This window comes from Thioclava sp. JM3, from assembly GCF_002213185.1.
Classification (GTDB): Bacteria; Pseudomonadota; Alphaproteobacteria; order Rhodobacterales; family Rhodobacteraceae; genus Thioclava; species Thioclava nitratireducens.
The window spans coordinates 224,433-249,138 of record NZ_NBOB01000007.1; the positions used below are offsets into that span (position 1 = coordinate 224,433).

The 24,706-nt window shown below is 64.9% G+C and carries 24 protein-coding genes; 15 read left to right on the forward strand and 9 right to left on the reverse strand.

All coding sequences use genetic code 11. The features are described 5' to 3' along the window. Positions 1 to 18 precede the first annotated feature (18 nt). The 10 genes from B6V73_RS15030 (at position 19) to B6V73_RS15075 (ending at position 9,605) form a co-directional block, all read left to right on the forward strand. Positions 19 to 609, forward strand: coding sequence for an acyl-homoserine-lactone synthase (locus B6V73_RS15030; protein ID WP_075775950.1), 591 nt, complete (start codon positions 19 to 21; stop codon positions 607 to 609). Positions 610 to 696: 87 nt separating this feature from the next. Then, positions 697 to 2,013, forward strand: coding sequence for a replication-associated recombination protein A (locus tag B6V73_RS15035; RefSeq protein WP_088725635.1), 1,317 nt, complete (start codon positions 697 to 699; stop codon positions 2,011 to 2,013). A 44-nt stretch (positions 2,014 to 2,057) separates the two neighbouring features. After that, positions 2,058 to 2,435, forward strand: a complete 378-nt coding sequence (gene crcB, locus B6V73_RS15040) for a fluoride efflux transporter CrcB (RefSeq protein ID WP_088725636.1) — start codon at positions 2,058 to 2,060, stop codon at positions 2,433 to 2,435. Further along, positions 2,432 to 3,472 carry an RluA family pseudouridine synthase gene (locus B6V73_RS15045; RefSeq protein ID WP_088720339.1) on the forward strand — a complete coding sequence of 347 codons (1,041 nt, stop codon included), beginning with the start codon at positions 2,432 to 2,434 and terminating at the stop codon, positions 3,470 to 3,472. The genes crcB and B6V73_RS15045 overlap by 4 nt, the downstream gene beginning before the upstream one ends. Beyond that, on the forward strand, positions 3,469 to 4,134 hold the full coding sequence (locus tag B6V73_RS15050; protein ID WP_088725637.1) for an HAD-IA family hydrolase: 666 nt from the start codon (positions 3,469 to 3,471) through the stop codon (positions 4,132 to 4,134). Before B6V73_RS15045 ends, B6V73_RS15050 begins: the two co-directional genes overlap by 4 nt. Then, positions 4,131 to 4,841, forward strand: coding sequence for an ATP12 family protein (locus B6V73_RS15055; RefSeq protein WP_088722965.1), 711 nt, complete (start codon positions 4,131 to 4,133; stop codon positions 4,839 to 4,841). Before B6V73_RS15050 ends, B6V73_RS15055 begins: the two co-directional genes overlap by 4 nt. A 218-nt stretch (positions 4,842 to 5,059) precedes the next feature. Beyond that, positions 5,060 to 6,076 carry an amino acid ABC transporter substrate-binding protein gene (locus B6V73_RS15060; protein ID WP_075775956.1) on the forward strand — a complete coding sequence of 339 codons (1,017 nt, stop codon included), beginning with the start codon at positions 5,060 to 5,062 and terminating at the stop codon, positions 6,074 to 6,076. Between the two features lie 137 nt (positions 6,077 to 6,213). Then, positions 6,214 to 7,476, forward strand: a complete 1,263-nt coding sequence (locus tag B6V73_RS15065) for an ABC transporter permease subunit (protein WP_075775957.1) — start codon at positions 6,214 to 6,216, stop codon at positions 7,474 to 7,476. A gap of 1 nt (position 7,477) precedes the next feature. Next, positions 7,478 to 8,797, forward strand: coding sequence for an amino acid ABC transporter permease (locus B6V73_RS15070; RefSeq protein WP_075775958.1), 1,320 nt, complete (start codon positions 7,478 to 7,480; stop codon positions 8,795 to 8,797). A gap of 16 nt (positions 8,798 to 8,813) precedes the next feature. Continuing rightward, positions 8,814 to 9,605 (forward strand): amino acid ABC transporter ATP-binding protein, encoded by a 792-nt coding sequence (locus B6V73_RS15075; RefSeq protein WP_075775959.1) that lies wholly within the window; start codon positions 8,814 to 8,816, stop codon positions 9,603 to 9,605. Positions 9,606 to 9,736: 131 nt separating this feature from the next. Here B6V73_RS15075 and B6V73_RS15080 read toward each other — a convergent pair whose 3' ends face one another. From B6V73_RS15080 to argB, 4 genes are all read right to left on the reverse strand, one after another. Beyond that, entirely contained in the window at positions 9,737 to 10,720 is a 984-nt protein-coding gene (locus tag B6V73_RS15080; protein ID WP_075775960.1) for a malate dehydrogenase, read from the reverse strand. 106 nt (positions 10,721 to 10,826) lie between these two features. Then, positions 10,827 to 11,345 (reverse strand): histidine phosphatase family protein, encoded by a 519-nt coding sequence (locus B6V73_RS15085; RefSeq protein WP_088725638.1) that lies wholly within the window; start codon positions 11,343 to 11,345, stop codon positions 10,827 to 10,829. Further along, positions 11,342 to 11,992, reverse strand: a complete 651-nt coding sequence (locus B6V73_RS15090) for a ferredoxin (protein WP_233243099.1) — start codon at positions 11,990 to 11,992, stop codon at positions 11,342 to 11,344. The genes B6V73_RS15085 and B6V73_RS15090 overlap by 4 nt, the downstream gene beginning before the upstream one ends. Next, the gene (gene argB / locus B6V73_RS15095) at positions 11,985 to 12,863 is read right to left on the reverse strand and encodes an acetylglutamate kinase (protein WP_075775963.1); all 879 of its coding nucleotides are present in this window, start codon (positions 12,861 to 12,863) and stop codon (positions 11,985 to 11,987) included. Before argB ends, B6V73_RS15090 begins: the two co-directional genes overlap by 8 nt. Before the next feature lie 149 nt (positions 12,864 to 13,012). On the opposite strand from argB, the gene B6V73_RS15100 reads away from it, so the two are divergent. Then, the gene (locus B6V73_RS15100) at positions 13,013 to 13,744 is read left to right on the forward strand and encodes an SDR family oxidoreductase (protein ID WP_075775964.1); all 732 of its coding nucleotides are present in this window, start codon (positions 13,013 to 13,015) and stop codon (positions 13,742 to 13,744) included. Positions 13,745 to 13,750: 6 nt separating this feature from the next. On the opposite strand, the gene plsY is transcribed toward B6V73_RS15100, so the two are convergent. The 4 genes from plsY to B6V73_RS15120 are packed head-to-tail and all read right to left on the reverse strand — an operon-like array spanning position 13,751 to position 17,113. Continuing rightward, positions 13,751 to 14,359, reverse strand: coding sequence for a glycerol-3-phosphate 1-O-acyltransferase PlsY (gene plsY / locus B6V73_RS15105; protein WP_075775965.1), 609 nt, complete (start codon positions 14,357 to 14,359; stop codon positions 13,751 to 13,753). Positions 14,360 to 14,378: 19 nt separating this feature from the next. Continuing rightward, on the reverse strand, positions 14,379 to 15,659 hold the full coding sequence (gene pyrC / locus B6V73_RS15110; RefSeq protein ID WP_075775966.1) for a dihydroorotase: 1,281 nt from the start codon (positions 15,657 to 15,659) through the stop codon (positions 14,379 to 14,381). Between the two features lie 10 nt (positions 15,660 to 15,669). Beyond that, positions 15,670 to 16,155, reverse strand: a complete 486-nt coding sequence (locus tag B6V73_RS15115) for a hypothetical protein (protein WP_077701094.1) — start codon at positions 16,153 to 16,155, stop codon at positions 15,670 to 15,672. Continuing rightward, positions 16,148 to 17,113: an aspartate carbamoyltransferase catalytic subunit gene (locus B6V73_RS15120; protein ID WP_075775967.1), complete on the reverse strand. Its 966-nt coding sequence runs from the start codon at positions 17,111 to 17,113 to the stop codon at positions 16,148 to 16,150. The genes B6V73_RS15115 and B6V73_RS15120 overlap by 8 nt, the downstream gene beginning before the upstream one ends. Positions 17,114 to 17,211: 98 nt before the next feature. Between B6V73_RS15120 and B6V73_RS15125 the strand changes: the two genes are divergently transcribed. The 3 genes from B6V73_RS15125 (at position 17,212) to B6V73_RS15135 (ending at position 23,029) form a co-directional block, all read left to right on the forward strand. Continuing rightward, positions 17,212 to 18,036: a uracil-DNA glycosylase gene (locus B6V73_RS15125; protein WP_088725639.1), complete on the forward strand. Its 825-nt coding sequence runs from the start codon at positions 17,212 to 17,214 to the stop codon at positions 18,034 to 18,036. A gap of 162 nt (positions 18,037 to 18,198) precedes the next feature. Further along, positions 18,199 to 19,659, forward strand: coding sequence for an efflux RND transporter periplasmic adaptor subunit (locus B6V73_RS15130; RefSeq protein ID WP_088725640.1), 1,461 nt, complete (start codon positions 18,199 to 18,201; stop codon positions 19,657 to 19,659). Position 19,660: 1 nt separating this feature from the next. Beyond that, entirely contained in the window at positions 19,661 to 23,029 is a 3,369-nt protein-coding gene (locus tag B6V73_RS15135) for an efflux RND transporter permease subunit (RefSeq protein WP_088725641.1), read from the forward strand. A 24-nt stretch (positions 23,030 to 23,053) separates the two neighbouring features. Here B6V73_RS15135 and B6V73_RS15140 read toward each other — a convergent pair whose 3' ends face one another. Beyond that, complete coding sequence (locus tag B6V73_RS15140) at positions 23,054 to 23,911, reverse strand: protein-disulfide reductase DsbD domain-containing protein (RefSeq protein ID WP_088725642.1); 858 nt, start codon at positions 23,909 to 23,911, stop codon at positions 23,054 to 23,056. Between the two features lie 174 nt (positions 23,912 to 24,085). On the opposite strand from B6V73_RS15140, the gene B6V73_RS15145 reads away from it, so the two are divergent. After that, entirely contained in the window at positions 24,086 to 24,646 is a 561-nt protein-coding gene (locus tag B6V73_RS15145; protein WP_075776024.1) for a YqgE/AlgH family protein, read from the forward strand. Positions 24,647 to 24,706 lie beyond the last annotated feature (60 nt).

Below are 24,706 nucleotides of genomic sequence, written 5' to 3' on the forward strand. Positions count from 1 at the left end.
AACCTGCAGGAGGAAGACATGCAGACCACTACGCTTTCGTTCACCAATTTCCATAATCATGGTGAGCTATTCGCAAACATGCTGCGCGCACGTCGCGAGCTCTTCATCGTCCAGAACAAATGGGACCTCCCTGAAGCGATGGGCATGGAATATGATCAGTATGACACCCCGGCGAGCCGCTGGGTGGTGGTCCATGACGAACTGGGCAAGGTGCTGGCAGGCAACCGTCTCACGCCCACGACGGCAACCTGCGGGATCTACAGCTACATGATCCGCGACGCGCAGCGTGGGCTACTCGCGACGATCCCGTCAGATCTTCTCTATGACGAAGCTCCGGTCAGCGAGACCGTGTGGGAAAGCTCGCGTCTCTTCGTGTCGCATGACGTTCCGATGGCGCTGCGCCGCAAGGTCCATGCGCGACTCGTGCAGGAAATCGGCAATTCTGCCCGGCAACTCGGCGCAAGCTCCGCCCTTACCCTTCTGAACGCGAATTGGCCGCGTTGGGCGGGTCGGGTTGGAGTGGACATGACGGCGATGGGGCCGGTCATGGAGATCGACGGGATCAAGAACCAGGTCGTGTCGATGGACTTTTCCCAGAACCTTCATTGAAAGCGTGGGGGAGATCAGGGCTCCCGTGCGACCCCACACGCACGGGGGCTTTTCGTGAGCCGAGCTAATCACTAGGTTCACGCCATCATGGCCGACCTATTCGACACGCCCCCCGATCCCTCCGCGCCTGCGCCCGAAGCGCCGCGCCCGCTCGCCGATCGCATCCGCCCCAAAACGCTGGGTGAGGTGATCGGTCAGGAGCAGGTGCTTGGCCCCGATGGGCCGCTGGGTGCGATGCTGGCCGCGGGCTCGCTTGGCTCGCTGATCCTTTGGGGGCCGCCCGGCGTCGGCAAAACGACCATCGCGCGACTGCTGGCCGATGCCTCCGACCGCGCCTTCGTACAGATTTCCGCAATCTTCACCGGCGTGCCGGAACTGCGCAAAGTCTTCGAAGCTGCCAAGCTTCGGCGCGGGCAGGGCAGGGGCACGCTCCTCTTCGTCGACGAGATTCACCGTTTCAACAAGGCGCAGCAGGACAGCTTCCTGCCGCATATGGAAGACGGCACGATCATGCTGGTGGGGGCCACCACCGAGAATCCGAGCTTCGAGCTGAACGCCGCTGTGCTGAGCCGGGCGCAGGTCATGGTACTCGAGCGGCTCGACCTCGCCGATCTGGAGCGCCTCGCGCAGCGCGCCGAGAAGGCGCTCGGCCGTCCCCTGCCGCTGACCGGCAAGGCGCGCGAGGCGCTGCTGGAGATGGCCGATGGCGACGGGCGCGCGCTTCTGAACCTGATCGAGCAGGTCGCGGCATGGAAAGTGACCGGCAATCTCGACACGGACGCGCTCTCGACCCGACTGATGCGCCGCGCGGCGAAATACGACAAATCGGGCGACGAGCATTACAACCTGATCTCGGCGCTCCATAAATCCGTGCGCGGATCGGACCCGGATGCCGCGCTCTATTGGTTCGCGCGGATGCTGGAGGGCGGCGAGGATCCGCGCTACCTCGCGCGGCGCTTCGTGCGCATGGCGGTGGAGGATATCGGGCTTGCCGATCCGCAGGCCCAGACGCATGCGCTGCATGCGTGGGAAATCTACGAGCGCATCGGCTCGCCCGAGGGGGAGCTGGCGCTGGCGCAGACGGTGATCTATCTCGCACTCGCGCCAAAATCCAACGCGGGCTACGTCGCCTACAAGGGGGCGCGGGCGCAGGCGCAGAAGACCGGCTCGGAGCCGCCGCCGAAGCATATTCTGAACGCCCCGACCAAGCTGATGTCGGAACAGGGCTACGGTGCGGGCTACGCCTATGACCACGACGCCGAGGACGGGTTCTCGGGGCAGAACTACTTCCCCGACACGATGAAGCGCCCGGTCCTCTACCAGCCGGTCGAGCGTGGCTTCGAGCGCGAGTTGAAAAAGCGGGTCGACTGGTTTGCCAAGCTGCGCGAACAGCGCAAATCTTGACATTCAGGCCCGTGACCGCTCTTACGGCGCCAAAGGAGACAGCGATGCTTTCTACGATCTTGCAGGTCGCGCTTGGCGGCGCGATGGGCGCATCGGGGCGGTACCTCGTGGGCGTCGGGGTGATGCGCAGCTTCGGCCCGCAGCCCTTCCCGCTGGGCGTGATCACGGTGAACATCCTCGGCTCGTTCCTGATGGGCGCGCTCGTGGTATTCCTTGGTGACAAGCAGCTGACCCATTGGAACGCCTTCCTAGCGACCGGCTTCCTCGGGGGCTTTACGACCTTCTCCTCCTTCTCGCTCGAAGCCTATCGCTTGATCGAGAAGGGCGACGTCACATTGGCAGTCAGCTATATCGGACTGTCGGTCGGCGCGGGGCTTCTAGGCCTCGTCGCGGGCATTCTACTTATGAGGGCCATGCTATGAGCGGCGTCCAGCATATCACCGTCACCGAGGAAGAGGGCGAACAGCGCCTCGACCGGTTCCTGAAAAAGCGGTTTCCGCATCTGTCCCAAGGCATGATCGAGAAGTTTTGCCGCAAGGGCGACCTGCGCGTGGACAAGGGCCGGGTAAAGGCCAATTCGCGCGTCGCGCCGGGGCAGGAAATCCGCGTGCCGCCGATCCCCGATTCCGCGCCCGCGCCGAAGACCGAGGGCATCTCGGAGGCGGATGCGAAATTCATCCAGAGCTGCGTGCTGTGGAAGGATGAACACATCATCGCGCTCAACAAACCGCCGGGGCTGCCCTCGCAGGGCGGCTCGGGGCAGGGCAACCGTCATGTCGACGGGCTGAGCGAGGCGCTGAAATTCGGCTACAAGGACAAGCCGAAGCTGGTGCATCGCTTGGACAAGGACACCTCCGGCGTTCTGCTGCTCGCGCGCACCGACCGCGTCGCGCGCCGCCTGTCAGAGGCGTTCCGCGGTAAGACCACCCGCAAGATCTATTGGGCGGCCGTCGCAGGCGCACCCGAACCGAAGACCGGAACGATCCGCTTCGGCCTCGTGAAGGCGCCGGGTCATGGCCGAGGTGGCGAGGGCGAGAAGATGATCTGCGTGCATCCCGCGAAGGTCGACAAGACCGAGGGCGCCAAGCGCGCGACTACCGATTATTTCACGCTGCACATCCTCGGGCAGCGGGTCAGCTGGGTCGCGCTGGTGCCGATCACCGGGCGCACCCACCAGCTGCGCGCACATATGGCCGAGATCGGCAACCCGATCATCGGTGACGGCAAATACGGCGGCTCGGGTCAGGAGAATCTCGGCGATGGCTGGGGCGCGCAGCTGGGAGGAGAAATCTCCCGCAAGCTGCATTTGCACGCGCGCCAGATCAGCTTCGATCATCCGATCAGCGGCAAGCGGATCACCCTGACCGCGCCGCTGCCCGAACATATGAAACGGACATGGGACCTGCTGGACTGGCACGAGAAAGACGTGCCCGCCGACCCGTTCGAGGATCTGGCATGAAACTTGCGATCTTCGACGTCGACGGCACGATCTCGGACAGCCAGAATCATATCACCCACGCGATGACGCTCGGGTTCGAGGCGGCGGGCCTTCCCGCGCCGACCGCGTCCGAAGTGCTCCAGATCGTGGGCCTGTCGCTGCCGCTCGCGGTGGCACGGCTCGCGCCCGAGCACGATGCCGAGACGCAGGCGCGCATCGTCGAGGGCTACAAGCAAAGTTACATGACCACCCGCGCCGCCTCTCCCGCACCGCTCTATCCCGGGGCGGAGGCGCTCCTGCGCAAGCTCGCCGCGCGCGATGACATGCTGCTGGCGGTCGCCACCGGGAAATCCCGCCGCGGGTTGCGCGCGCTGATCGAGCATCACGGGCTGGAAGGGCTGTTCGTCAGCCTGCAGACGGCGGACGATCACCCCTCCAAGCCGCACCCGTCGATGATCGGCGCGGCGCTGAGCGAGACCGGCGTGGACGCACGCGACGCGGTGATGATCGGCGATACTAGCTTCGACATGGCGATGGGCCGCAGCGCGGGCGTCGCGACGATCGGCGTGCGCTGGGGTTACCATGCGCCACAGCTGCTAGAAGCGGCGGGCGCGCATTGGATGGTCGATGATTTCGACTCGCTGGAAACGACACTTCTGGACCTGTGGGAGATGAGCGCATGAGCGAATGGGCGGCGAAACGGTTCTGGAAAGAAACCACCGTCACCGAGCGTCCGGAAGGCTTCGGCGTGGCGCTTGACGGGCGTGCGGTGAAGACGCCGGCGAAAGCCGCGCTGACCGTGCCGACCCGTGCCTATGCCGAGGCGATCGCCGCCGAATGGGACGCGCAAGAGGGCGCGATCCAGCCCCACAAGATGCCGGTCACCCGTTCGGCCAACGCCGCGATCGACAAGGTCGCGCGCCAGCATTCGGAGGTGGTCGCCCATGTCTGCGAATTCGGCGGCACCGATCTTCTGTGCTACCGCGCCGAGGCGCCGGCGGAGCTGGTCGATCTTCAGGCAGAGAAATGGGATCCGTTGTTGGAGTGGGCCGCGCAGACCTATGGCGCAGCGCTCAAGGTCACGACGGGTATCCTGCCGGTCGATCAGCCTGCGGACCATCTGGCTCGGCTGGAAGCGGAAGTCGCAGCCCTCGATCCGTTCGCGCTCGCGGCGCTCCACGATCTCGTGGGCATCACCGGCTCGCTCGTTCTGGGGCTGGCGGTAGCCCGCGGTCGGCTCTCGGCGGAAGAGGCGTGGGCGCTCTCGCGGCTCGACGAGGATTGGCAGATCGCGCAATGGGGGGAGGACGAAGAGGCGGCCGAGATCGCCGCACACAAGCGCGAGGCGCTGTGTGACGCGGCTCGAATCTGGTCGCTCGCCGAAAGGTGACCGCCCGGGATTCTTACGCCGCTTACGGACCTGCCAAAAGCATCATCACTTGCCGATGATTTGCGCAGCTACCCTCACGAAATCCGGAAACTAGCCTTGACCTTCTTTGATCGGATGGACCAAACTTTCGTTACTCCGTGTCATGGGACACGATCGACCAGGTCCGTGAGGGACCAAGAACCGCTCTGTCAGAGCGGCGACAACAGGAAGAGGTAAAAATGAAGAAATCCGTCTTTTTCGGCGCGCTGACGGCTGCGACGCTGACTGCCGGTCTGGCTGGCGCGGCCACGCTCGATGACGTGAAATCGCGCGGAGAGCTGATCTGCGGCGTGAACACCGGTCTCGTCGGCTTCGCCGCGCCGGATGCCAACGGTAACTGGTCCGGCTTCGACGTCGCGGTCTGCCAGGCCGTCGCCGCCGCTGTGCTGGGCGACCCCTCGAAGGTTAAGTATGTTCCCACCTCGGGCCAGACGCGCTTCACCGCGCTCGGTTCGGGCGAAGTGGACCTGCTGGCACGTAACACCACCTGGACCTTCTCGCGCGACACCGACCTCAAGCTCCAGTTCACCGCGACCAACTACTACGACGGTCAGGGCTTCATGGTGCGCAAGGACTCGGGCGTGACCTCGGCCAAGGAACTCGACGGCGCGTCGATCTGTATCCAGACCGGCACCACGACCGAGCTGAACCTTGCCGACTACTTCAAGGCCAACAACATGTCCTATCAGCCGATCACGGTTGATTCGAATGCCGAAGGCGAACAACAGTTCCTCGCTGGCGCTTGTGACGCCTACACCACCGACGCGTCCGGCCTCGCTGCCACCCGCGCCGCTTTCGCGAACCCGTCGGATTACGTGATCCTGCCGGAAATCATCTCGAAAGAGCCGCTGGCTCCCGCCGTCCGTCAGGGCGACGATCAGTGGACCGACATCGTCCGCTGGACCGTCTTCGCGCTGATCGCGGCCGAAGAATACGGCGTGACCTCGGCCAATATCGACGAGCTGGCCAAGGGCACCGACAACCCGGAAGTCAACCGCCTGCTCGGCACCGAGGGTGACCTCGGCGCGATGATCGGCCTCGACAAGACTTGGGCCGTCAACGCCATCAAGGCCAACGGCAACTACGGCGAGATCTTCGCAGCGACCATCGGCGAGCAGACCCCGATCGGTCTGGCCCGTGGCCTGAACGCACAATGGACCCAGGGCGGTCTGATGTACGCTCCTCCTTTCCGCTAAGGAGGGCCCGGCAGGGGCGCGGTTCAATCCGCGCCCCTGATCCGTTTTCAAGAGACCGTGCGTAGGGGAGACATCCCCGCAAGGGCCCGTAAGAATGGCCTTACAAAAACAGCGACGCGGCAACAGGGGAAATAAGAATGACAAGCGCGCCCGACGCGCCGGAGCAGGGCTTCCGGCTCAGCCAGCTTATCTATGACACGCGTTATCGCTCCCTGACGATCCAGGTGGTCGTCTTCATCCTCGTGATGGGCGGCGCGGCATGGCTGGTGGACAATGTGATCCAGAACCTCAACGATCTCGGGAAGGATTTCAATTTCTCCTTCCTCGGGCAGAGGGCCGGTTACGATATCGGCAATGCCATCATCCCGTATAACAACGACATGAGCCACGGCCGCGCGCTGCTGGTCGGTCTGATCAACACGCTCTGGGTGTCCTTCCTAGGCTGCGTCGCGGCGACGATCATCGGGATCTTCGTGGGCGTGCTGCGCCTCTCGAAGAACTGGCTCGTGGCGCGGCTGATGACCGTCTATGTCGAAGTCTTCCGCAACATCCCGGTGCTGCTCTGGATCCTCGTGGCGATCGCGCTGCTGACCGATGTGGCCCCGTCGCCCAACGCCTACAAGGTGAACCAGCAGACCGGCGAGGCGCAGGCGTCGATGATCCTCGACTCCGTCGCCTTCACCAACCGCTATACCGCGATCCCCGCGGTGCATTTCGACCGCTCGCTTGGATCGCTCGACACGGCTCTCGCGCCGATCTCGCTCGACTTCCTCGCGCTCGTGATCGTGCTGATCGCCTCGATCTGGGTGAACAAGCGGCTTATGACCCATGCCGCCAAAGTACAGGAGGCGACCGGGAAGAGGCCGACCACGTGGTGGAAGAGCATCCTCATCATTCTCGGGCCGGTGCTGATCCTCGCAATCGCGCTCGGCATCAATCCCGAAGAGCCGCAGATCAAGGGCTTCAACTTTACCGGCGGCACGAACGTGTCGAACTCCTTCGTGGCGCTCTGGCTGGGCCTGTCGCTCTATACGGCGGCCTTCATCGCCGAGATCGTCCGCGCCGGTATTCTCGCCATCTCGAAAGGCCAGACCGAGGCCGCCTTTGCGCTGGGTCTGCGGGCCAATCGCACGATGAGCCTCGTGATCCTGCCGCAGGCGCTGCGGGTCATCATCCCGCCGCTGATCTCGCAATATCTGAACCTGACGAAGAACTCCTCGCTCGCGATCGCCGTGGGCTACCTGGAACTGCGCGGCACGTTGGGCGGCATCACCCTGAACCAGACCGGGCGCGAGCTCGAGGCGATCACGCTGATGATGCTGATCTACCTCGCGATCTCGCTGACGATCTCGGGCGTGATGAACGTCTACAACAATCGCGTGAAGCTGAAGGAGCGGTGAGATGAGCGATACCGAAGCCCATTCCGTCGCCTATGTCCGCGACTCGATGCTGCCGCAGCAGCCGGCCCCCGCGGGGCAGTCCGGCGCGGTCCAATGGCTGCGCGAGAACCTGTTCTCGGGCTGGCTGAATACGCTGCTGACCCTTGTGGGCGTGGCGGTGATCTATACGCTGGTCATGCATTTCCTGCCGTGGTTCCTGCATGGCGTCTGGGACGCCAACTCGATCAAGGAGTGCCGCACGATCATCACCGACCGTTACGGCGAAGGCGCAACCGGCGCCTGCTGGGCGGTGATCCGCGAGCGGTGGCACCAGTTCATCTTCGGTTTCTACCCGCCGGAGCTCTACTGGCGTCCGATTCTCGCCTTCCTGCTGCTCTTCGTGGCGGTCGGCCCGCTTCTCTTCACCTGGGTGCCGCGTGCGCTGGCGTGGTTCACGCCGGTCTACCCGTTCCTCGCCGTCTGGCTGCTCTGGGGCGGCACCGGCTGGGCCCCGGTCATGGTGTTCGCGGGTTTCTTGCTGGGCGGGGCGATCTTGATGCTGCTCGCGTCGCGCATCGGCTCCATCGCGGCCTTCTCGGTCGGTGCTTTCGTGACGATCCTCTATTTCCTCTTCGTGGTGGGCCCGCTGATCGGCGGTCTGCAGGCGATCCTCCCCTGGGGAATCGAGCCGGTGGAATCCGCCAAGTTCGGGGGCTTCCTGCTGGCGATCACGCTGGGCGTAGGCGGCATTATGATGTCGCTGCCGCTGGGGATCATCCTTGCACTCGGGCGTCAGTCGGACATGCCGCTGGTCAAGGCCTTCTCGGTGATCTTCATCGAGTTCATCCGCGGCGTGCCGCTGATCACGCTGCTGTTCGTAGCCTCGCTGCTGCTGAACTACTTCCTGCCGCCGGGCACGAATTTCGACATCATCCTGCGGGTGATGATCCTCGTGACCTTCTTCGCCGCGGCCTATATCGCCGAGGTGATCCGCGGCGGTCTCGCGGCGCTTCCGCGGGGCCAATACGAAGCGGCGGATGCGCTGGGGCTCGACTACTGGAAGGCGCAGCGGCTGATCATCCTGCCGCAGGCGCTGAAGATCTCGATCCCGGGCATCGTCTCGACCTTCATCGGCATGTTCAAGGATACGACGCTGGTCGTGTTCGTGGGTCTCTTCGACCCGCTCAAGGGCATCCCGGACTTCATCCGCGCCGACTTCAACTGGAAAGGCATCTACTGGGAGCCCTTCATCTTCGTCGGCGCCATCTTCTTTATCCTGAACTTCGCAATGTCGCGCTACTCGATGTCTCTCGAGCGTCGACTGCAGCGTGATAACCATTAATCGGGGACTAGACACAATGACCGAACCGCATTTCGAACGTCAGGTCGACCGCAGCCACATGCAGGTCTCCGACGAGGTTGCGATCCAGATCGAGAACATGAACAAGTGGTATGGCCAGTTTCACGTGCTGCGCGACATCGATCTGACCGTGCAGCGCGGCGAGCGCATCGTCATCGCCGGGCCCTCCGGCTCGGGGAAATCGACGCTGATCCGCTGCATCAACCGGCTCGAGGAGCACCAGCAGGGCAAGATCATCGTCGACGGAATCGAACTGACCAACGACCTGAAGAACATCGACAAGATCCGCCGGGAAGTCGGCATGGTGTTCCAGCACTTCAACCTGTTCCCGCATCTCACGATCCTCGAGAACCTGACGCTGGCCCCGATCTGGGTGCGCAAGACGCCCAAGAAGGAAGCCGAAGCGACGGCGATGCATTACCTCGAGAAGGTGAAAATCCCCGAGCAGGCCGACAAGTATCCTGGCCAGCTCTCGGGCGGCCAGCAGCAGCGTGTGGCGATCGCGCGTTCGCTGTGCATGAAGCCGCGCATCATGCTCTTCGACGAACCGACCTCGGCACTCGATCCGGAGATGATCAAGGAAGTGCTCGATACGATGATCGAGCTGGCCGAAGAGGGGATGACCATGCTCTGCGTGACCCACGAGATGGGCTTCGCGCAGGCGGTGGCGAACCGGGTGATCTTCATGGCCGACGGTCAGATCGTCGAGCAGAACAACCCGCATGACTTCTTCAACAACCCGAAATCCGAGCGGACTCAGCAGTTCCTGAGCCAGATCCTCGGGCACTGAGCCAAGGCTGCGGGCAGAGGCTGGGGGTTTCATACCCCCAGACCCCCATGGGATATTTCCGCCAAGGCGAAGAATTAAGAGAGGGGCGGCGCGAATAATCGTGCCGCCCCTGTTCTATATTCGGGTCTGATTTAAAGCAGGTCGGAAACCGCTTCGCGCTCTTCTTCCAGTTCGCCGACGGTGCGTGCCATCATCTCTTTCTGGAAGTCGTTGAACTCGAGCCCTTCGACGCGCTCGTAATGGCCATCCTTGCAGATCACCGGCAGACCGACCATCAGCCCCTCGGGGATGCCGTAGAGGCCGGTCGACGGCACGGCCATCGACACCCATTTACCATCGGTGCCGTGGATCCAGTCATGCATGTGATCGATCGCGGCATTCGCGGCGGACGCGGCTGAGGAGGCGCCGCGCGCTTCAATGATCGCCGCGCCACGGGTGGCGACCTGCGGGATCAGCGTTTCGCGATACCAGGTCTCGTCGCCGATAATCTCGGAAAGCTTGCGGCCCTTCGCTTCGGCTTCGGTCCAATCGGCGAACATGGTGGGCGAGTGGTTGCCCCAGACCACGAAGCGCTCGATGTCGTCGACATGCAGATCGGCTTTCGACGCGAACTGGGTCAGCGCGCGGTTATGGTCGAGCCGGATCATCGCCGTGATGTTCTCGGTGGGGAAGTTCGGCGCGTTGGCCGCGAGGATCATCGCGTTGGTGTTGGCCGGATTGCCGACGACCACGCATTTCGCGTCGCGCTTGGCAGCCTTGTCGAGCGCTTCACCCTGCACGCGGAAGATCTCGGCATTGGCCGACAGCAGGTCGCGGCGCTCCATGCCTTTGGTGCGGGGGCGCGAGCCCACGAAGAACGCGGCATCGATATCGGTGAAGGCGGTCACCGGGTCATCGGTCACGACTGTCCCTGCGAGCAGCGGGAAAGCGCAGTCTTCCAGTTCCATCACGACGCCGCGCACCGCGTCGAGCGCCTGCGGCAGGTCGAGAAGCTGCAAGATCACCGGTTGATCGGGACCGTAGACATCCCCCTTGGCGATGCGAAACAGCAGCGCGTAGCAGATCTGACCGGCAGCCCCGGTGACGGCGATGCGTTTCGGCGTTTGAGCGGACATGGAAACCCTCCTGTGATGATTACGCCCGAGAGATAGGGCACCGGCGCGCGACTGGCCACAGAAAACCGTGTCCCGACGTCACGATCATGGGAGAGAAATGCCGCGATCAGCCGCGCCGGGTCGGCGTGAAGAAATCGAGCACCGATCCCTGTCCCGGCTGCACCTCGTCCCAGCTTTCGATCTGGAAATCGATGATCAGCGTGGCACAGGTGGGGAAGCGGCGGAAATCGGGGTCGTGCAGGGCGCGCGCGGGCAGGCGATGGGCGAATTCCGCGATGCCCGGGTTGTGGCCCAGCATCATCACCGTCGGCGCGGAGGCGGTGCGCAGGACCTGCAGCATCATCTCGGGGGCGGCGTGGTAGAGGTCTTCGACATAGCTCACCTGCGGCCGCGTCTCGATCACCGCGCGTTCGACCCGGTCCCACGTCTCGCGGGTGCGGGTGGCCGAGGAGCAGAGCACCTCTTCCGGCTCCAACCCGCGCGAGGCGAGGAAATCGCCGAGTTCCAGCGCGGCGGCTCGGCCACGCCCATTCAGCGGGCGGTCACGATCCTCCATCGCCGGGTCATCCCAGCTGGATTTCGCATGACGGGTCAGGATCAGGCGGCGATAGCCGAGCGGGGTCATGGGTGAAACTGCCTCATATGCCATGCGGATTGCTGGGGCAGCCTGCCATAGCTTTCACCTGCCGGGCAAGCGCGTCTTGCAAGGCAGCCGAGATCGCGACAGGTCGCACCCTCGGGGCGGTCGAGATGCGCGTGACAGCTTGCCGTGTCGTAACCGTCCGCCGTGAGCGCGTCGACCGGGCAGGCGGTGGCGCAGGGCGCGGGGCAACCGAGGCAGGGATTGGCTGCGGCTGCGGGCAGCGGAAGCAAGCCGGGCAGGGCCAGCGCGCCCCGTACCGAGGCCCAGAGGCCCATATGCATATGGCACATCAGGTGGACCGGCGAGGCGAAGCTCTGTCCGCTTTTCAAGGCCCAGCTTACGAATGGCTGCCAGGGCGGACCGGTGAAGGGGAAAAGCGCGCGGGCTTCAAATTGCCGTGCGATGGCGCCGATCACCCGTGCCGACCAGCGATCCAGAGGATCGAGAACGTCCTCGGCGAATTCCGGCTGAGCGGTGACATGCGCCCAAAACCCCGGCTCGTCGGGGGAGATCAGCGCGATCGTCTCGCTGCCCTCATGCAGCAGCCCCGATACGAACAGCCGATGCGGGGCGAGCGCCTCCGCGAGCGGCTCGATCGCCGGAAAAGTCACCGGCGGCGTCTCACTCACCGCGCGGTTTCACGCGCGGCTCGGTCGAGCGGATCATCGAGCCCGCCCCATGTTCGGTGAACAGTTCCAGCAGGCAGGCATTGGCCACGCGCCCGTCGACGATGACAACCGCGCGCACGCCCTCTTCGACCGCTTTCAGCGCGGTCTCGACCTTGGGGATCATGCCGCCCGCGATGGTGCCATCGGCGATCATCGCTGTGACGTCTTCCGGCGTCAGCTGCGTCACCACTTCGCCGGCCTTGTTCTTGACGCCCGCTACGTCGGTCAGCAGGAGCAGGCGATCGGCGCGCAGCGCGCCCGCGATGGCGCCAGCCGCAGTGTCGCCATTGACATTGAATGTCTCGTTATCGGCCATACCGGTCGCGACCGGGGCGATCACCGGGATCATGCCCGCGTTGTAGAGGTCGCGGATCACCTGCACGTTCATCTCGACCGGACGACCGACGAAACCGAGTTCCGGGTCGTCCGCCTCGCAGACCATCAGGTCGTCGTCCTTGCCCGAGATACCGACCGCACGACCGCCCTGATCGTTGATCGCCTGCACGATGCGCTTGTTGACGAGGCCCGAGAGGATCATCTCGACCACCTCGACGGTCGCCTTGTCGGTGACGCGCTTGCCGCGGACCCACTGGCTCTCGATGCCGAGCTTGCCCAGCATCTCGTTGATCATCGGCCCGCCGCCATGCACCACGACCGGGAAGATGCCGACCTGGCGCATCAGCACGATATCGCGGGCGAAATCGGCCATCGCCTCTTCGTCGCCCATCGCGTTTCCGCCGAATTTCACCACGACCACGGCGCCGGAATAGCGTTGCAGGTAGGGCAGGGCTTCGGAGAGGGTGCGGGCGGTGGCAATCCAGTCACGATCCATGGTCTGCTTTCTCATCTGGCTGGTCCTCGGGCAGGGTGATCCCATCTTGCTAGACCGTTCGCGCCGGGTTTGGAAGGGTGCAATCGGGGCCGTTGCGCTCGGACCAAAACCGACTAGGGTCGGGAACGCGCTGACGGGGAGTTCGAGTGATGGACGATCGCAAAGTAATGCTGCTGACAGGGGCGAGCCGCGGGATCGGCCACGCCACGGTGAAACGTTTCGCAGCCGAGGGGTGGCGCGTGATTACCTGTTCGCGCCAACCGTTTCCCGAGCAATGCCCGTGGGGCGGCGGCCGCGAAGACCACATTCAGGTCGATCTCTCGAAGCCCGACGAGGTGATCGACGCGATCGCAGATATTCGCAGCCGGATCGACGGGCGGCTGCATGCCTTGGTGAACAATGCCGGGATTTCGCCCAAAGGGCCCGAGGGCGAGCGGCTCAATACGCTCGACACCGATCTGCGTACCTGGGGGCAGGTGTTCCACGTCAATTTCTTCGCCTCCATCGTGCTTGCGCGCGGGTTGGTCGAGGAACTGTCGGCGGCGCAGGGGGCTGTGGTCAACGTGACCTCCATCGCCGGGCTGCGGGTGCATCCTTTCGCGGGGGCGGCCTATTCCACGTCGAAGGCGGCACTGAAGGCGCTGACGCGCGAAATGGCGCATGATTTCGGGCCGCTCGGCGTGCGCGTGAACGCGATCGCGCCGGGCGAGATCGAAACCTCGATCCTCAGCCCCGGCACCGAGAAGATCGTCGAGAACCTGCCGTTGCGCAGGCTCGGCCAACCGTCGGAAGTGGCGGATGTGATCTGGTTTCTGTGCTCGGACGCGTCGAGCTACGTCACCGGCACCGAGATCGAGGTGAACGCGGGCCAGCACGTCTGAGGTGGCTCAGGTCTTCTTGCCGATCTTCGGCTCCGTGCCCATTGCAAGGCGTGCGATATTGGTGCGGTGGCGCCAGAAGATCAGCACCGACAGGCCCGCCGCCAGCATCATCAATTCGCGATAGCCGAGGAAATAGGCCAACGGTACCGTCGCCGCCGCCGAAACAAGTGCTGCGAGCGAGGAAATCCGCGTTACCACCGCGGTCACCAGCCAGACGGCGCATGTCGCGAGACCCACAGGCCAGGCCAGCGCGATCATCGTGCCGAGGAAGGTCGCGACCCCTTTGCCGCCCTGAAAGCGCAGCCAGACCGGGTAGATATGACCGATGAAGGCCGCAGCGCCCGCCACCTGTGCGGCGGTTTCTCCCAGCACATAGCGCGCGATGAGAACCGCGATCGCGCCTTTGCCGCTGTCGAGGAGCAGGGTCGCGAGCGCCGCGCTCTTGCTTCCGGTGCGCAGGACGTTCGTCGCGCCGATATTCCCGGAGCCGATCTTGCGCAGGTCGCCCAGTTTGAAAAGCTTGGTGATAACGAGCCCAAAGGGCACGGATCCGAGCAGGTAGCCCAGTGCAGCCACCAGCCCGAGCCATGCGGACCCGTTCTCAATTCCCGGCATGTGCCTGCCCTCGCCTCATTTATGAGTCGTTATTGTTGTTATAAACCTGCACCCCTGCGACGAATGTGGCAAGCGTTTTGCCTTCCATTCGAGCAGTATCGAAGGGGGTATTCTTCGATTTTGAGCGCAATTTAAACCTGTCGAGCACGAACGGCGCGTCCGGATCGAAGAGCACGAGGTCTGCCGGAGCTCCCTCGGAAAGCCGCCCCTGCGGCAGTCCGAGCCGCTTTGCCGGGTTCAGCGACATCGCCCGGAAGAGCTGCGGCAGGGTCAGCTGACCGGCATGATACAGGCGCATCGCAGCGGGCAGGATCGTCTCTAGCCCGACCGCGCCAGAGGCCGCTTCCTCGAAGGGCAGGCGCTTGGATTCCTCGTCGGCGGGCGTGTGGAGCGAGCAGATCACGTCGATCGTTCCGTCCGCCACCGCCTCGATCACCGCGAGCCGGTCTTCCTCGTCGCGCAGCGGCGGCGTCAGTTTGAAAAAGGTTCGGTAATCGCCCACGTCGAGCGCGTTCAGCGTCAGGTGGTGGATCGAGACCCCGGCGGTGACATCAAGCCCCGCCGCCTTCGCACGGCTCAGCGCGGGCAGGGCCTTCGCGGTGGTGATCTGGTCGGCGTGATAGGCGAGGCCCGTCATCTCCACCAGCGCAAGATCGCGGTCGAGCCCCATCCGCTCGGCCATCGGGGACACGCCGGGAAGACCGCGCAGTGAGGCGAATTTGCCCGAGGTGACGGCCGCTCCTTTCGACAGGACCGGTTCCTGCGGATGGCCGATCACCAGAGCCCCCAGGTGGGCCGCATAGGTGAAGGCGCGTTGCAGCACCTTGGTCTGATCCGAGACGCGCGTAACATCGGTGAAAGCCACCGCGCCGGCATCTTTCAGAAAGCCGATCTCGGTCATTTCCTGCCCGTCGCGGCCCTTGGTCAGCGCCGCCATATGGAGGATACGCACCGGCGCATCCGCTGCACGGCGGGTGACGAATTCCAGCGTCTCGGGATTGTCGATGGCGGGCTGCGTGTCGGGACGGGCGATGATGGTGGTCACGCCCCCGGCTGCGGCGGCCAGCGCCGCCGTGCGGAAGCTTTCCATGTGGCGCTCGCCCGGCTCACCGATCTTCACCCCCAGATCGACGATCCCCGGCGCGAGGCATTTGCCGCGGCAATCGATCACCTCGGCATCGGCGGGCGCGGACATGTCGCCGATCGCCGCGATCCGGTCGCCGTCGATCACCACGTTTCCGGTAGTTTCGGTCAGTGCCTCGGGGTCGATCAGGCGGGCGTTTTCGAGGAAAAGGGTCATGCTTCGTGCCTCACTTCGCCACCAGTTTGCGCGCGGCCCGCGCGCTCTCGATTTCGCGCACCACCGGGCCTGCATCGGCGAGGTGGCGGATCAGATGCTTGTCGCCGCTTTTCGTCACGACCTGCACGTCGCCCATCAGCGAGCGCACCGCGTCAATCTGCAGCAGCATCACCTGTTTGCCCTGTGGTCCGATCAGGCGGCGGTCGGTCAATTGCCAGCGCCGCGCGAAGGCCTCCGAGCGGAAATAGAGCCCGCGGGCAGCCATGCCGACCACGATGGCGAAGCTCGCGATCACCACCTGATCGGGTTTGCCGAGCCAGAACAGCACCGCCGAGACCAGCACCGCACCGATCACCGCCAGAACCGCATGGTCGGTCCAGTAGCGTTTCTTGTCCGCCGTGAAGACGGCCAGAACTTTCTCGCCCTCTTCCAGCGGCAATTCGCTTTCGGGGCCGGGGCGGTAGTTGAGAACCTCGTCGCGCTTGATCTCAGACATAGGTACCCTCCGTCAAAGCGCGCCCGCGCTCTGCCCGCAGGTTGCGCGCCAAGAGGTCCATCACCGCCATGCGCACCGCCACGCCCATCTCGACCTGTTCCTGAATGACCGAGCGGTTGATGTCGTCGGCGATGGTGCCGTCGATCTCCACGCCGCGGTTCATCGGGCCCGGATGCATGACGATCGCGTCTTCCTTGGCATAGGCGAGCTTCTCGGCATCCAGCCCGTAACGGTGGAAATATTCGCGCTCCGACGGGATGAAGCCGCCATCCATCCGCTCTTTCTGAAGCCGCAGCATCATCACCACATCGGCGTCGCGCAGGCCTTCGCGCATGTCGTGATAGACTTCGCAGCCGAATTCGCCCACGCCCGAGGGCATCAGCGTCGGCGGCGCCACGAGGCGTACGCGGTTCTCCATCTTGCCCAGCAGGATCAGGTTGGAGCGCGCCACCCGGCTATGAGCGACATCGCCGCAGATCGCGACCGTGAGGCGCTTGATCCGGCCCTTCTCGCGCCGGATCGTCAGCGCGTCGAGAAGCGCCTGCGTGGGGTGTTCATGCTTGCCGTCGCCCGCATTGATCACCGCGCATTCGACCTTCTGCGCCAACAGATCGACCGCGCCGGACGAGCCGTGCCGCACCACCAGCAGATCGGGATGCATCGCGTTCAGCGTCAGCGCGGTGTCGATCAGGGTTTCGCCCTTCTTCACCGAGGAGGTCTGCATCGACATGTTCATCACGTCCGCTCCGAGCCGCTTGCCCGCAAGCTCGAAACTTGATTGGGTCCGCGTCGAATTCTCGAAGAACATGTTGATCGCGGTCATCCCGGCCAACGCGTCGGTCTTTTTCACCGTGCGACGGTTCAGATCCACATATTGTTCGGCGAGGTCGAGAACGGTGAGGATATCCTCGGGGCTCAGATGTTCGATCCCCAGCAGGTGCCTTGGGCGAAAAGCCATTGCGCGATGCTCCGGTTAGACTGCGACGCTTATGGCAAACGGGGGGGCGGGCGTCCAGCCGCTTTACCGTCGCAGCGCCCATGGGGTAGGGTCGCGCAATGGAGACTCAGCCGACCCCGGAAATCGACTATCACGCAGCTCTGGCCGCCCTCGAATGGCAGCTGGAAATGGGCGTCGACACCGTCATCGGTGACACGCCGGTCGACTGCTATGCGCTGCCCGATAAATCCGCGCAGGCCAAGGCGAAGGCGCCCGAGGCTGCGCCCGTGGCGGACCGGGATTTGCCGCCGGTGGCGCAGATGGCAAAGATCGAGGGCCCCGATCCGGTCGTGGTCGCGCGTGATGCAGCGGGCAAGGCCGAGACGCTCGAAGCTCTGCGGGCCGCAATCGACGCCTATGAGATGTGTGATCTGAAGCTCGGCGCGCGCAATACGGTCTTTGCCGATGGCAAGCCTGCCGCGCGGGTGATGATCATCGGCGAGGCGCCGGGGCGCGAAGAGGACCAGAAGGGCCTGCCCTTCGTAGGCCGCGCCGGTCAACTGCTCGACAAGATGTTCGGCGCGATCGGTCTCTCGCGGCAATCGCCCGATGCCGAGGCGGCGCTCTATATTACCAATGTCCTGCCTTGGCGTCCGCCGGGCAATCGCGACCCCGCGCCTGCCGAGATCGCGCAGATGCTGCCATTCCTCGCCCGCCATGTCGATCTGGCCGATCCTGACCTGATCGTTCTGATGGGCAATGCGTCCTGTGCGGCGGCGCTGGGCAAACGCGGCATTCTGCGGCTGCGGGGCACATGGGCCGAGGCCTTCGGGCGGCCTGCGCTGCCGATGACCCACCCGGCCTACCTGCTGCGCAATCCGGCGGCGAAGCGCGAGGCATGGGCGGATCTGCTGCAAATCCGCGCCCGTCTCGATCAGGCGTAAACCGCGCCAAACGGTCGCGTTTTCGTGAAAAAGTGACGGACGCGGCCCCGTGACGCGTAGAGATAACCATTCCCTGCACCTATTTCGGCAAGGTAACATGGAAATCGCGCGACCGTGGGCAATCGCGAGCGCCCGCGCTACTGACGACTGATCGGAGATGCCATGCGCTTTCTCACCCGCTCCTTGATGGGGCTGTTTCTTCTGGCGCTGACCGTCGGCCTGCTGGCGATGGGCGGCTTCTCGATCTTTCAGGCGATGAAGTCCCGCAATGCCGAGAGCGGGCGTGCCCCTACCGCGCGCGAAAGGATTTTTGCTGCCAATGTGATCCCGGTCACCTTCAAGACGATGTCGCCCGTGCTGACCGCCTATGGCGAGGTGCGCTCGACCCGCGAGCTGGAACTGCGCGCCTCGACGGCAGGCACGATCGTCGAGCTTGCCCCCGATTTCGAGGATGGTGCGGAGGTTGAGAAGGGCGAGCTTCTGGTCAAGCTGGACCCGGCGGAGGCGCAGGCGGCACGCGACAGCGCGGCTGCGACCGTGGCCGAGGCCGAAGCCGCGCTTGCGCAGGCCGAGCGCGCTTTGACCATCGCGAGGGACGACGTCACGGCGGCGCAGCGGCAAGCCGATCTGCGGCTCAAGGCGCTCGACCGGCAGCGCTCGCTCTCGGAGCGGGGCGTCGGCTCTGCTGCCAATCTGGAGACTTCGGAACTGGCGGCCTCGGCGGCCGATCAGGCGGTGTTGAACCGCCGCTCGGCATTGTCGACTGCGCAGGCGCAGCTCGATACCGCGCGCACCTCGCTGACCCGCGCCAAGATCGGCCTGACCGAAGCCGACCGGAAACTGGCCGATACCGAGATTCGCGCTGAATTTTCCGGGCGACTGGCCGAGGTGAACGCGGTCTCGGGTGGGCTGGTGTCGAATAACGAGATGCTGGGCAAGCTGATCGACCCCAACGCGCTGGAAATCGCCTTCCGCGTCTCCACCGCGCAGTTTGCGCGCCTGATCGACGCGCGGGGCGCGCTGCGCGATCTTCCCGTGGGGGTGGAGCTGGTCGCGGGCGAGGAGACGCTGACCGCCAAGGCAGAGCTTTCGCGCGTGTCGGCGGCGGTCGATGACGGGGTGACGGGGCGCCTGCTGTTCGCGCGTGTCACCGACGGTCTGGGCAATCTGCGTCCGGGCGATTTCGTGACCGTCCGTCTGGAGGAGCCCGCGCTCGAGAATGTCGCCGAGATTCCCGCCGCGGCGGTCGATGCGGATGGCACGGTTCTCGTGCTCGGCCCGGAAGACCGTCTGGAAACCGCCGATGTCACCGTGCTGCGCCGGCAGGGCGACGCCGTCATCATCCGCGCCGAATTCGCGCCCGGCACCGAGATCGTCGCCGAGCGCACGCCGCTTCTGGGCCGTGGAATCAAGCTGCGTCCGATGCGCCCCAGTCAGTCGCAGGCGGCCGCCGGACCGGAGACGATCAATCTCGATCCCGAGCGCCGCGCCAAGCTGGTAAGCTTCGTCGAAACCAACAAAGTTATGCCTGATACTGCCAAGCAGCGGTTCCTTGCCGAGCTGAAGCAGGACGAGGTGCCCGTCGCCACCGTCGAGAAGCTCGAATCCCGGATCGGAGGCTGAGATGCGCTCCGACCTCGATCCGCGCGAATTGCCGCCCGCCCGCGGGCTGATCGGCCTCTTCACCCGCCACGCGACGCTGGCGAATATCGTGCTGGTCGTGATGATCTGCGCGGGGCTCGTTGCCCTGCCGCGGATGCGCGCGCAGTTCTTCCCGGACTCGGTCGAGGAATCGATCACCGTCTCGGTGAAATGGGACGGCGCTGGCGCGGAGGAGGTCGACCGGGCGATCGTTCAGGTGCTGGAGCCGTCACTGATCTCGGTCGAGGGGGTGGAAGCCTCGGACAGCCGAGCCTCGGAAGGCTCGGCGCGGATCAGTCTCGATTTCGAACCCGGCTGGGACATGTCCCGCGCGGTGAACGATGTCGAGAACGCGTTGGCCTCGGCAGGCGATCTGCCCGAGGGGGCCGAAGACCCGGAAGTCGCACGCGGCGTCTGGCGCGAAACGGTGACCGACATGGTGATCACCGGGCCGCTCTCCCCCGAGCAGTTGGGCCGGCTGGGCGACGAGGCGGTCGTGCGGCTCTACCAGCAGGGCGTCACGCGCACCTCGCTCGCCGGGATCGCTGCGCCCGAGACGGTGGTCGAAGTGCCGACCGTGTCGATGATGGCCCATGACGTGACGCTGACGCAGATCATCGATGTGATCTCCGCCGAGGCGAATACCGATCCGGCGGGCGAAGTGGCGGGCGGTGCCACGCGGGTACGCACGGGCGAAGAGCGCCGCTCCGCCCCCGAAATCGAGAACCTCGTGATCCGCACCGAACCGGACGGTTCGCAGCTGACCGTGGGCGACGTCGCAAATATCCGGGTCGAGGGCGGGGACCGCAATCAGGCCTATTTCGTCGGCGACAATCCGGCAGTGGTGATCAATGTCGCGCGCTCTGCGGCTGGCGATGCGATCGCGATCCAGCGCAAGGTCGAAGGCGTGATCGACCAGATGCAGCCGACGCTGCCGGTGGGCACCTCGATGGATCTGGTGCGCACGCGCTCCGACGCGATCACGCAGCGCCTCGATCTGCTGGTGGGCAACGGGGTACTGGGGCTGGGCCTCGTGCTGGTGCTGCTGTTCCTGTTCCTCAACGCGCGCACGGCCTTCTGGGTGGCGATGGGGATCCCGACCTCGATGGCTGCGGCTCTGGCGGTGATGTATTTCACCGGGATGACGCTCAACATGATCTCGATCTTTGCGCTCATCCTGACGCTGGGGATTGTCGTCGACGATGCGATCGTGGTGGGCGAGCATGCCGATTTCCGCGCCCGCCATCTGGGAGAGCATCCCACGCTCGCCGCCGAGAATGGCGCGCGGCGCATGGCCGCCCCGGTCTTCGCCTCGACCTTGACCACGGTGATCGCCTTCGCCGGGCTGACCGTGATCGGCGGGCGCATGGGTAATATGATCGTCGATATTCCCTACACGGTGATCGCGGTGCTTGCTGCCTCGTTGATCGAGTGCTTCGTGATCCTGCCCAACCATATGAGCCACGCGCTGCGCCACACCTCCGAGGGCAAATGGTACGACTGGCCTTCGCGGCAGGCGAACCGCGGGCTCGACTGGTTCCGCCGCGTGGTGATGAAGCCGTTGACCCGCCTCATCGTCATCGGGCGCTACCCGGTGATCGCGGCGGCGATTGCGCTTCTGCTGTGGCAGGTCAGCTTCGTGATGTCGGGCAAGGTTCAGTGGCGCTTCTTCAACCCGCCGGAACAATCGACGGTGAACGGCGCCTTCTCGATGGTCGAGGGCGCGACGCGGGCCGACACCGAAGAGATGATGCGCGCGATGCAGGCGACCGTCACCAAGGTCGCGAAGGAGTTCGAGGATGAGTACGGGGTGAACCCGGTCGAATACGCGCTGGGACAGATCGGTGGCGCGTCGGGGCGCGGGTTGGCCTCTGCCGATACCAAGGATGCCGATCTTCTCGGCTCGATCTCCATCGAGGTGATCGACCCCGATTACCGGCCCTATTCCAGCTTCGACTTCGTCTCGCGACTGCAGGCCGAAACGCCGCGCATGCCGCTGGTCGAGGAGATCAGCTTCCGCCGTTTCCGCTCCGGCGGGGCAGGGGACGGTATCGCGGTCCAGTTCTCGGGTAGCGAGACGCGCATCCTGAAGGAGGCCGCCGAAGACCTGAAGACGCAGCTTGCGCAATTCCCCGAAGTCTCGGCGGTGGAGGACAACCTCGCCTATGACAAGCAGGAGTTGATCCTTGATCTCACCCCGCAGGGCGAGGCGCTGGGCTTCGATATCGCGACGCTGAGCCGAGAATTGCGCGCGCGCCTGAACGGCACCGAGGCTGCGAGCTTCCCCGACGGGGTGCGCTCGGCCACGATCCGGGTGGAGCTTCCCGAGCAGGAACTTGCTGCCGATTTCATCGACCGGATGCAGTTGCGCGCACCGGGCGGCGAATGGGTGCCGCTGGCCGATATCGTCTCGGTGCGCAGCCAGACGGGCTTCTCGACGATCCGGCGCGAGGATGGCGTGCGGCAGGTCTCTGTCACCGGCGATGTCTCCGAGGACGACCCGGCGCGGGCCAACGAGATCATGGCGCGGATCAGCGGCGACATCCTGCCCCGCATCGCCGAGGAGCGCGGCGTGGCCTATACGCTCACCGGGCAGGCCGAGCAGGAGCGCGACTTCCTGAGCGACGCCATGATGGGCCTGATCATGTGCCTGATCGGCATCTACATCGTGCTGGCGTGGATCTTCGCGAGCTGGACCCGGCCGATCGTGGTTATGTCGGTGATCCCCTTCGGCGCGGTCGGCGCGATCTGGGGTCACTACATCTGGAACCTGCCGATGTCGATGTTCGCCGTTGTAGGCGGAATCGGCATGGTGGGGATTATCATCAACGACGCGATCGTGTTGATCTCAACGGTGGACGAATATGCCGAACGACGCGGCATGGTGCCCGCGATCGTCGACGCGGTCTCGGATCGTCTGCGCCCGGTGCTGCTGACGACGCTGACGACGGTTCTGGGCCTCGCGCCGCTACTTTACGAACAGTCGAGCTCGGCGCTGTTCCTGAAATCCACTGTCATCACGTTGGTCTACGGTCTGGGCTTCGGGATGGTGATCGTGTTGCTGGTCGTGCCCGCGGTGCTGGCGGTGCAGCTCGATTTCGGGCGGCAGGTGCAGGCGGTGCGTCACGGCGTGCGGGTCGTACGGCTGCGCGGCGTTCTGGCCGGGGTTGCGGCGCTGATGGCGGTGGGCTTCGCGCTCACGCTGGGCCGCGCGATGTGGGAGGGGGAGGCGCTGATGCCCGCCTTCGGAGGCTTCGCGCTGATCGCGGCGATGGTGGCGATGGGGGCGGGGCTGATCGCGCCGCGGCTTTTGCGCGGCCATATCCGCCACAGGCCGCCGCCCGAAGTCTGAGAAGCCCGACGCCTGAAGGGGGGATTACTCGGTGCAGCCCATGATTTCGACCGCGCCGCGATCGGAGAGCACGGTGATGCGTAGATCGCTCGGATCGAGGTCGAAGGGCTTCGCGTCGGGCGGCACGAAGTCGGCGCTCGTCACGAGGGTGTCGCCCTCGCGGTGGCTGTCGGCCTCGGACACCCAGACCGGGCGCGAGGCCAGTTCCAGAAGAGTATTTTCCTTGCCGATAGCGGGCGGCAGGTCGATCCGCGCCGTGAGTCGCACCCCGTCCTTCTTCGGCTCCGTCTCGCAGCGCGTCGGCGGGTCGATCTGGCGTGGTTCGCGTGCAAGCGCCGCCTGAATCTTCGGATCGGTGGTGCCGTCGGCGGTGACCTCCGTTTCCAGCTGCAGGCTGACCGGCACGCAGATATTCTCGCAGATCCCGATCATCACATCGACTTTCAACTGCACCGGCTTGTCCGGGTCTTTCGGCGTCACCGAGATCGGCAGCACGACGCCGTCGTGATAGCCGACGGTGCGCATCCCGGAGGACAGGAACACTTCCGGTGCGGGCCAGTGGACTACGGCGGAGGCGAGATTGCTCGACCCGGTGAACTGAATATGCGGCGGGATGCCTGCATCGCCCGGCGAGCGCCAATAGGTCTTCCAACCGGGAGCGAGCGCGATCTCCAGCGCCGCCATACGGGCGCCATTCGCGCCTTTTCCGCCTGCGCGCAGCCGCGCCTGTTCCAGCCCCGGGGGCGTCGGCAGTGCGGGCATTGATGCCTCCTGCGGCGCGACCTGCTCCTGCGCTGCGATCTGCGCAACAGCTTCCTGCGCCGCCACGCCAAGCGGGCAACAACCGAGCAGAATTCCCATCACTGGTAACAAACGTGTCATATCTTTTACCTAGTCGCTTCCCTGCACGTTCAGAAGTCACAAACGCGACAGAAGCGTGCAACATTTTGTCCAGGCGCGTCACAATACCAAACAATTCCTGCGTCCGGCTTGAATCGACGTCTTCCCCGCGCCACCTTGAATAGAGACGGGATGCATTTTGCGAAGGGGATCGAGATGGACCTGACAGGCAAGTTTCTGATCGCGATGCCCGGCATGGGCGATCCGCGATTCGAGCATTCGGTGATCGCCGTATGCGCCCATTCCGATGAGGGTGCGATGGGCTTGATCATCAACAAGCCCTTGCCGTCGCCGGCCTTCTCGGACCTTCTCGAAAGCCTCGATATCGACCGGCCCGGCGCGGATATCCGCCTCGATCAGCCGATCCTGTTCGGTGGCCCGGTCGAGACCGGGCGCGGCTTCGTGCTGCATTCGCCCGACTGGACGACCGGCGAGGGCCAGATGGAGGTCACCGATCGCCTGCGCATGACCGGCACGCGCGACATTCTCGAAGACATCGCGCGGGGGCGCGGCCCGAACCAGGCGCTGATGGCGCTGGGGTATGCGGGCTGGGGGCCGGGGCAGCTTGAAGAAGAAATCCTCGACAATGGCTGGCTCACCGCCGACAGCGATGCCGATCTCGCGCTCGATAGCGATCACGAGACGAAATGGGTGCGCGCGCTGGAAGGCATGGGGATTGACCCGAGGACGCTTTCGGCTGCAGCGGGGCATGCCTGAGGGCTGAACGGGGCTCCGCCCTCTCGGCGCGTCCGCGCCTCACCCCCGGGATATTTAAGC

Excerpts from the sequence above, each read along its gene's own strand:
- B6V73_RS15030 (WP_075775950.1), top strand. The coding sequence starts at position 19 with ATGCAGACCACTACGCTTTCGTTCACCAATTTCCATAATCATGGTGAG.
- B6V73_RS15035 (WP_088725635.1), top strand. The coding sequence starts at position 697 with ATGGCCGACCTATTCGACACGCCCCCCGATCCCTCCGCGCCTGCGCCC.
- crcB (WP_088725636.1), top strand. The coding sequence starts at position 2,058 with ATGCTTTCTACGATCTTGCAGGTCGCGCTTGGCGGCGCGATGGGCGCA.
- B6V73_RS15045 (WP_088720339.1), top strand. The coding sequence starts at position 2,432 with ATGAGCGGCGTCCAGCATATCACCGTCACCGAGGAAGAGGGCGAACAG.
- B6V73_RS15050 (WP_088725637.1), top strand. The coding sequence starts at position 3,469 with ATGAAACTTGCGATCTTCGACGTCGACGGCACGATCTCGGACAGCCAG.
- B6V73_RS15055 (WP_088722965.1), top strand. The coding sequence starts at position 4,131 with ATGAGCGAATGGGCGGCGAAACGGTTCTGGAAAGAAACCACCGTCACC.
- B6V73_RS15060 (WP_075775956.1), top strand. The coding sequence starts at position 5,060 with ATGAAGAAATCCGTCTTTTTCGGCGCGCTGACGGCTGCGACGCTGACT.
- B6V73_RS15065 (WP_075775957.1), top strand. The coding sequence starts at position 6,214 with ATGACAAGCGCGCCCGACGCGCCGGAGCAGGGCTTCCGGCTCAGCCAG.
- B6V73_RS15070 (WP_075775958.1), top strand. The coding sequence starts at position 7,478 with ATGAGCGATACCGAAGCCCATTCCGTCGCCTATGTCCGCGACTCGATG.
- B6V73_RS15075 (WP_075775959.1), top strand. The coding sequence starts at position 8,814 with ATGACCGAACCGCATTTCGAACGTCAGGTCGACCGCAGCCACATGCAG.
- B6V73_RS15080 (WP_075775960.1), bottom strand. The coding sequence starts at position 10,720 with ATGTCCGCTCAAACGCCGAAACGCATCGCCGTCACCGGGGCTGCCGGT.
- B6V73_RS15085 (WP_088725638.1), bottom strand. The coding sequence starts at position 11,345 with ATGACCCCGCTCGGCTATCGCCGCCTGATCCTGACCCGTCATGCGAAA.
- argB (WP_075775963.1), bottom strand. The coding sequence starts at position 12,863 with ATGGATCGTGACTGGATTGCCACCGCCCGCACCCTCTCCGAAGCCCTG.
- B6V73_RS15100 (WP_075775964.1), top strand. The coding sequence starts at position 13,013 with ATGGACGATCGCAAAGTAATGCTGCTGACAGGGGCGAGCCGCGGGATC.
- plsY (WP_075775965.1), bottom strand. The coding sequence starts at position 14,359 with ATGCCGGGAATTGAGAACGGGTCCGCATGGCTCGGGCTGGTGGCTGCA.
- pyrC (WP_075775966.1), bottom strand. The coding sequence starts at position 15,659 with ATGACCCTTTTCCTCGAAAACGCCCGCCTGATCGACCCCGAGGCACTG.
- B6V73_RS15115 (WP_077701094.1), bottom strand. The coding sequence starts at position 16,155 with ATGTCTGAGATCAAGCGCGACGAGGTTCTCAACTACCGCCCCGGCCCC.
- B6V73_RS15120 (WP_075775967.1), bottom strand. The coding sequence starts at position 17,113 with ATGGCTTTTCGCCCAAGGCACCTGCTGGGGATCGAACATCTGAGCCCC.
- B6V73_RS15125 (WP_088725639.1), top strand. The coding sequence starts at position 17,212 with ATGGAGACTCAGCCGACCCCGGAAATCGACTATCACGCAGCTCTGGCC.
- B6V73_RS15130 (WP_088725640.1), top strand. The coding sequence starts at position 18,199 with ATGCGCTTTCTCACCCGCTCCTTGATGGGGCTGTTTCTTCTGGCGCTG.
- B6V73_RS15135 (WP_088725641.1), top strand. The coding sequence starts at position 19,661 with ATGCGCTCCGACCTCGATCCGCGCGAATTGCCGCCCGCCCGCGGGCTG.
- B6V73_RS15140 (WP_088725642.1), bottom strand. The coding sequence starts at position 23,911 with ATGACACGTTTGTTACCAGTGATGGGAATTCTGCTCGGTTGTTGCCCG.
- B6V73_RS15145 (WP_075776024.1), top strand. The coding sequence starts at position 24,086 with ATGGACCTGACAGGCAAGTTTCTGATCGCGATGCCCGGCATGGGCGAT.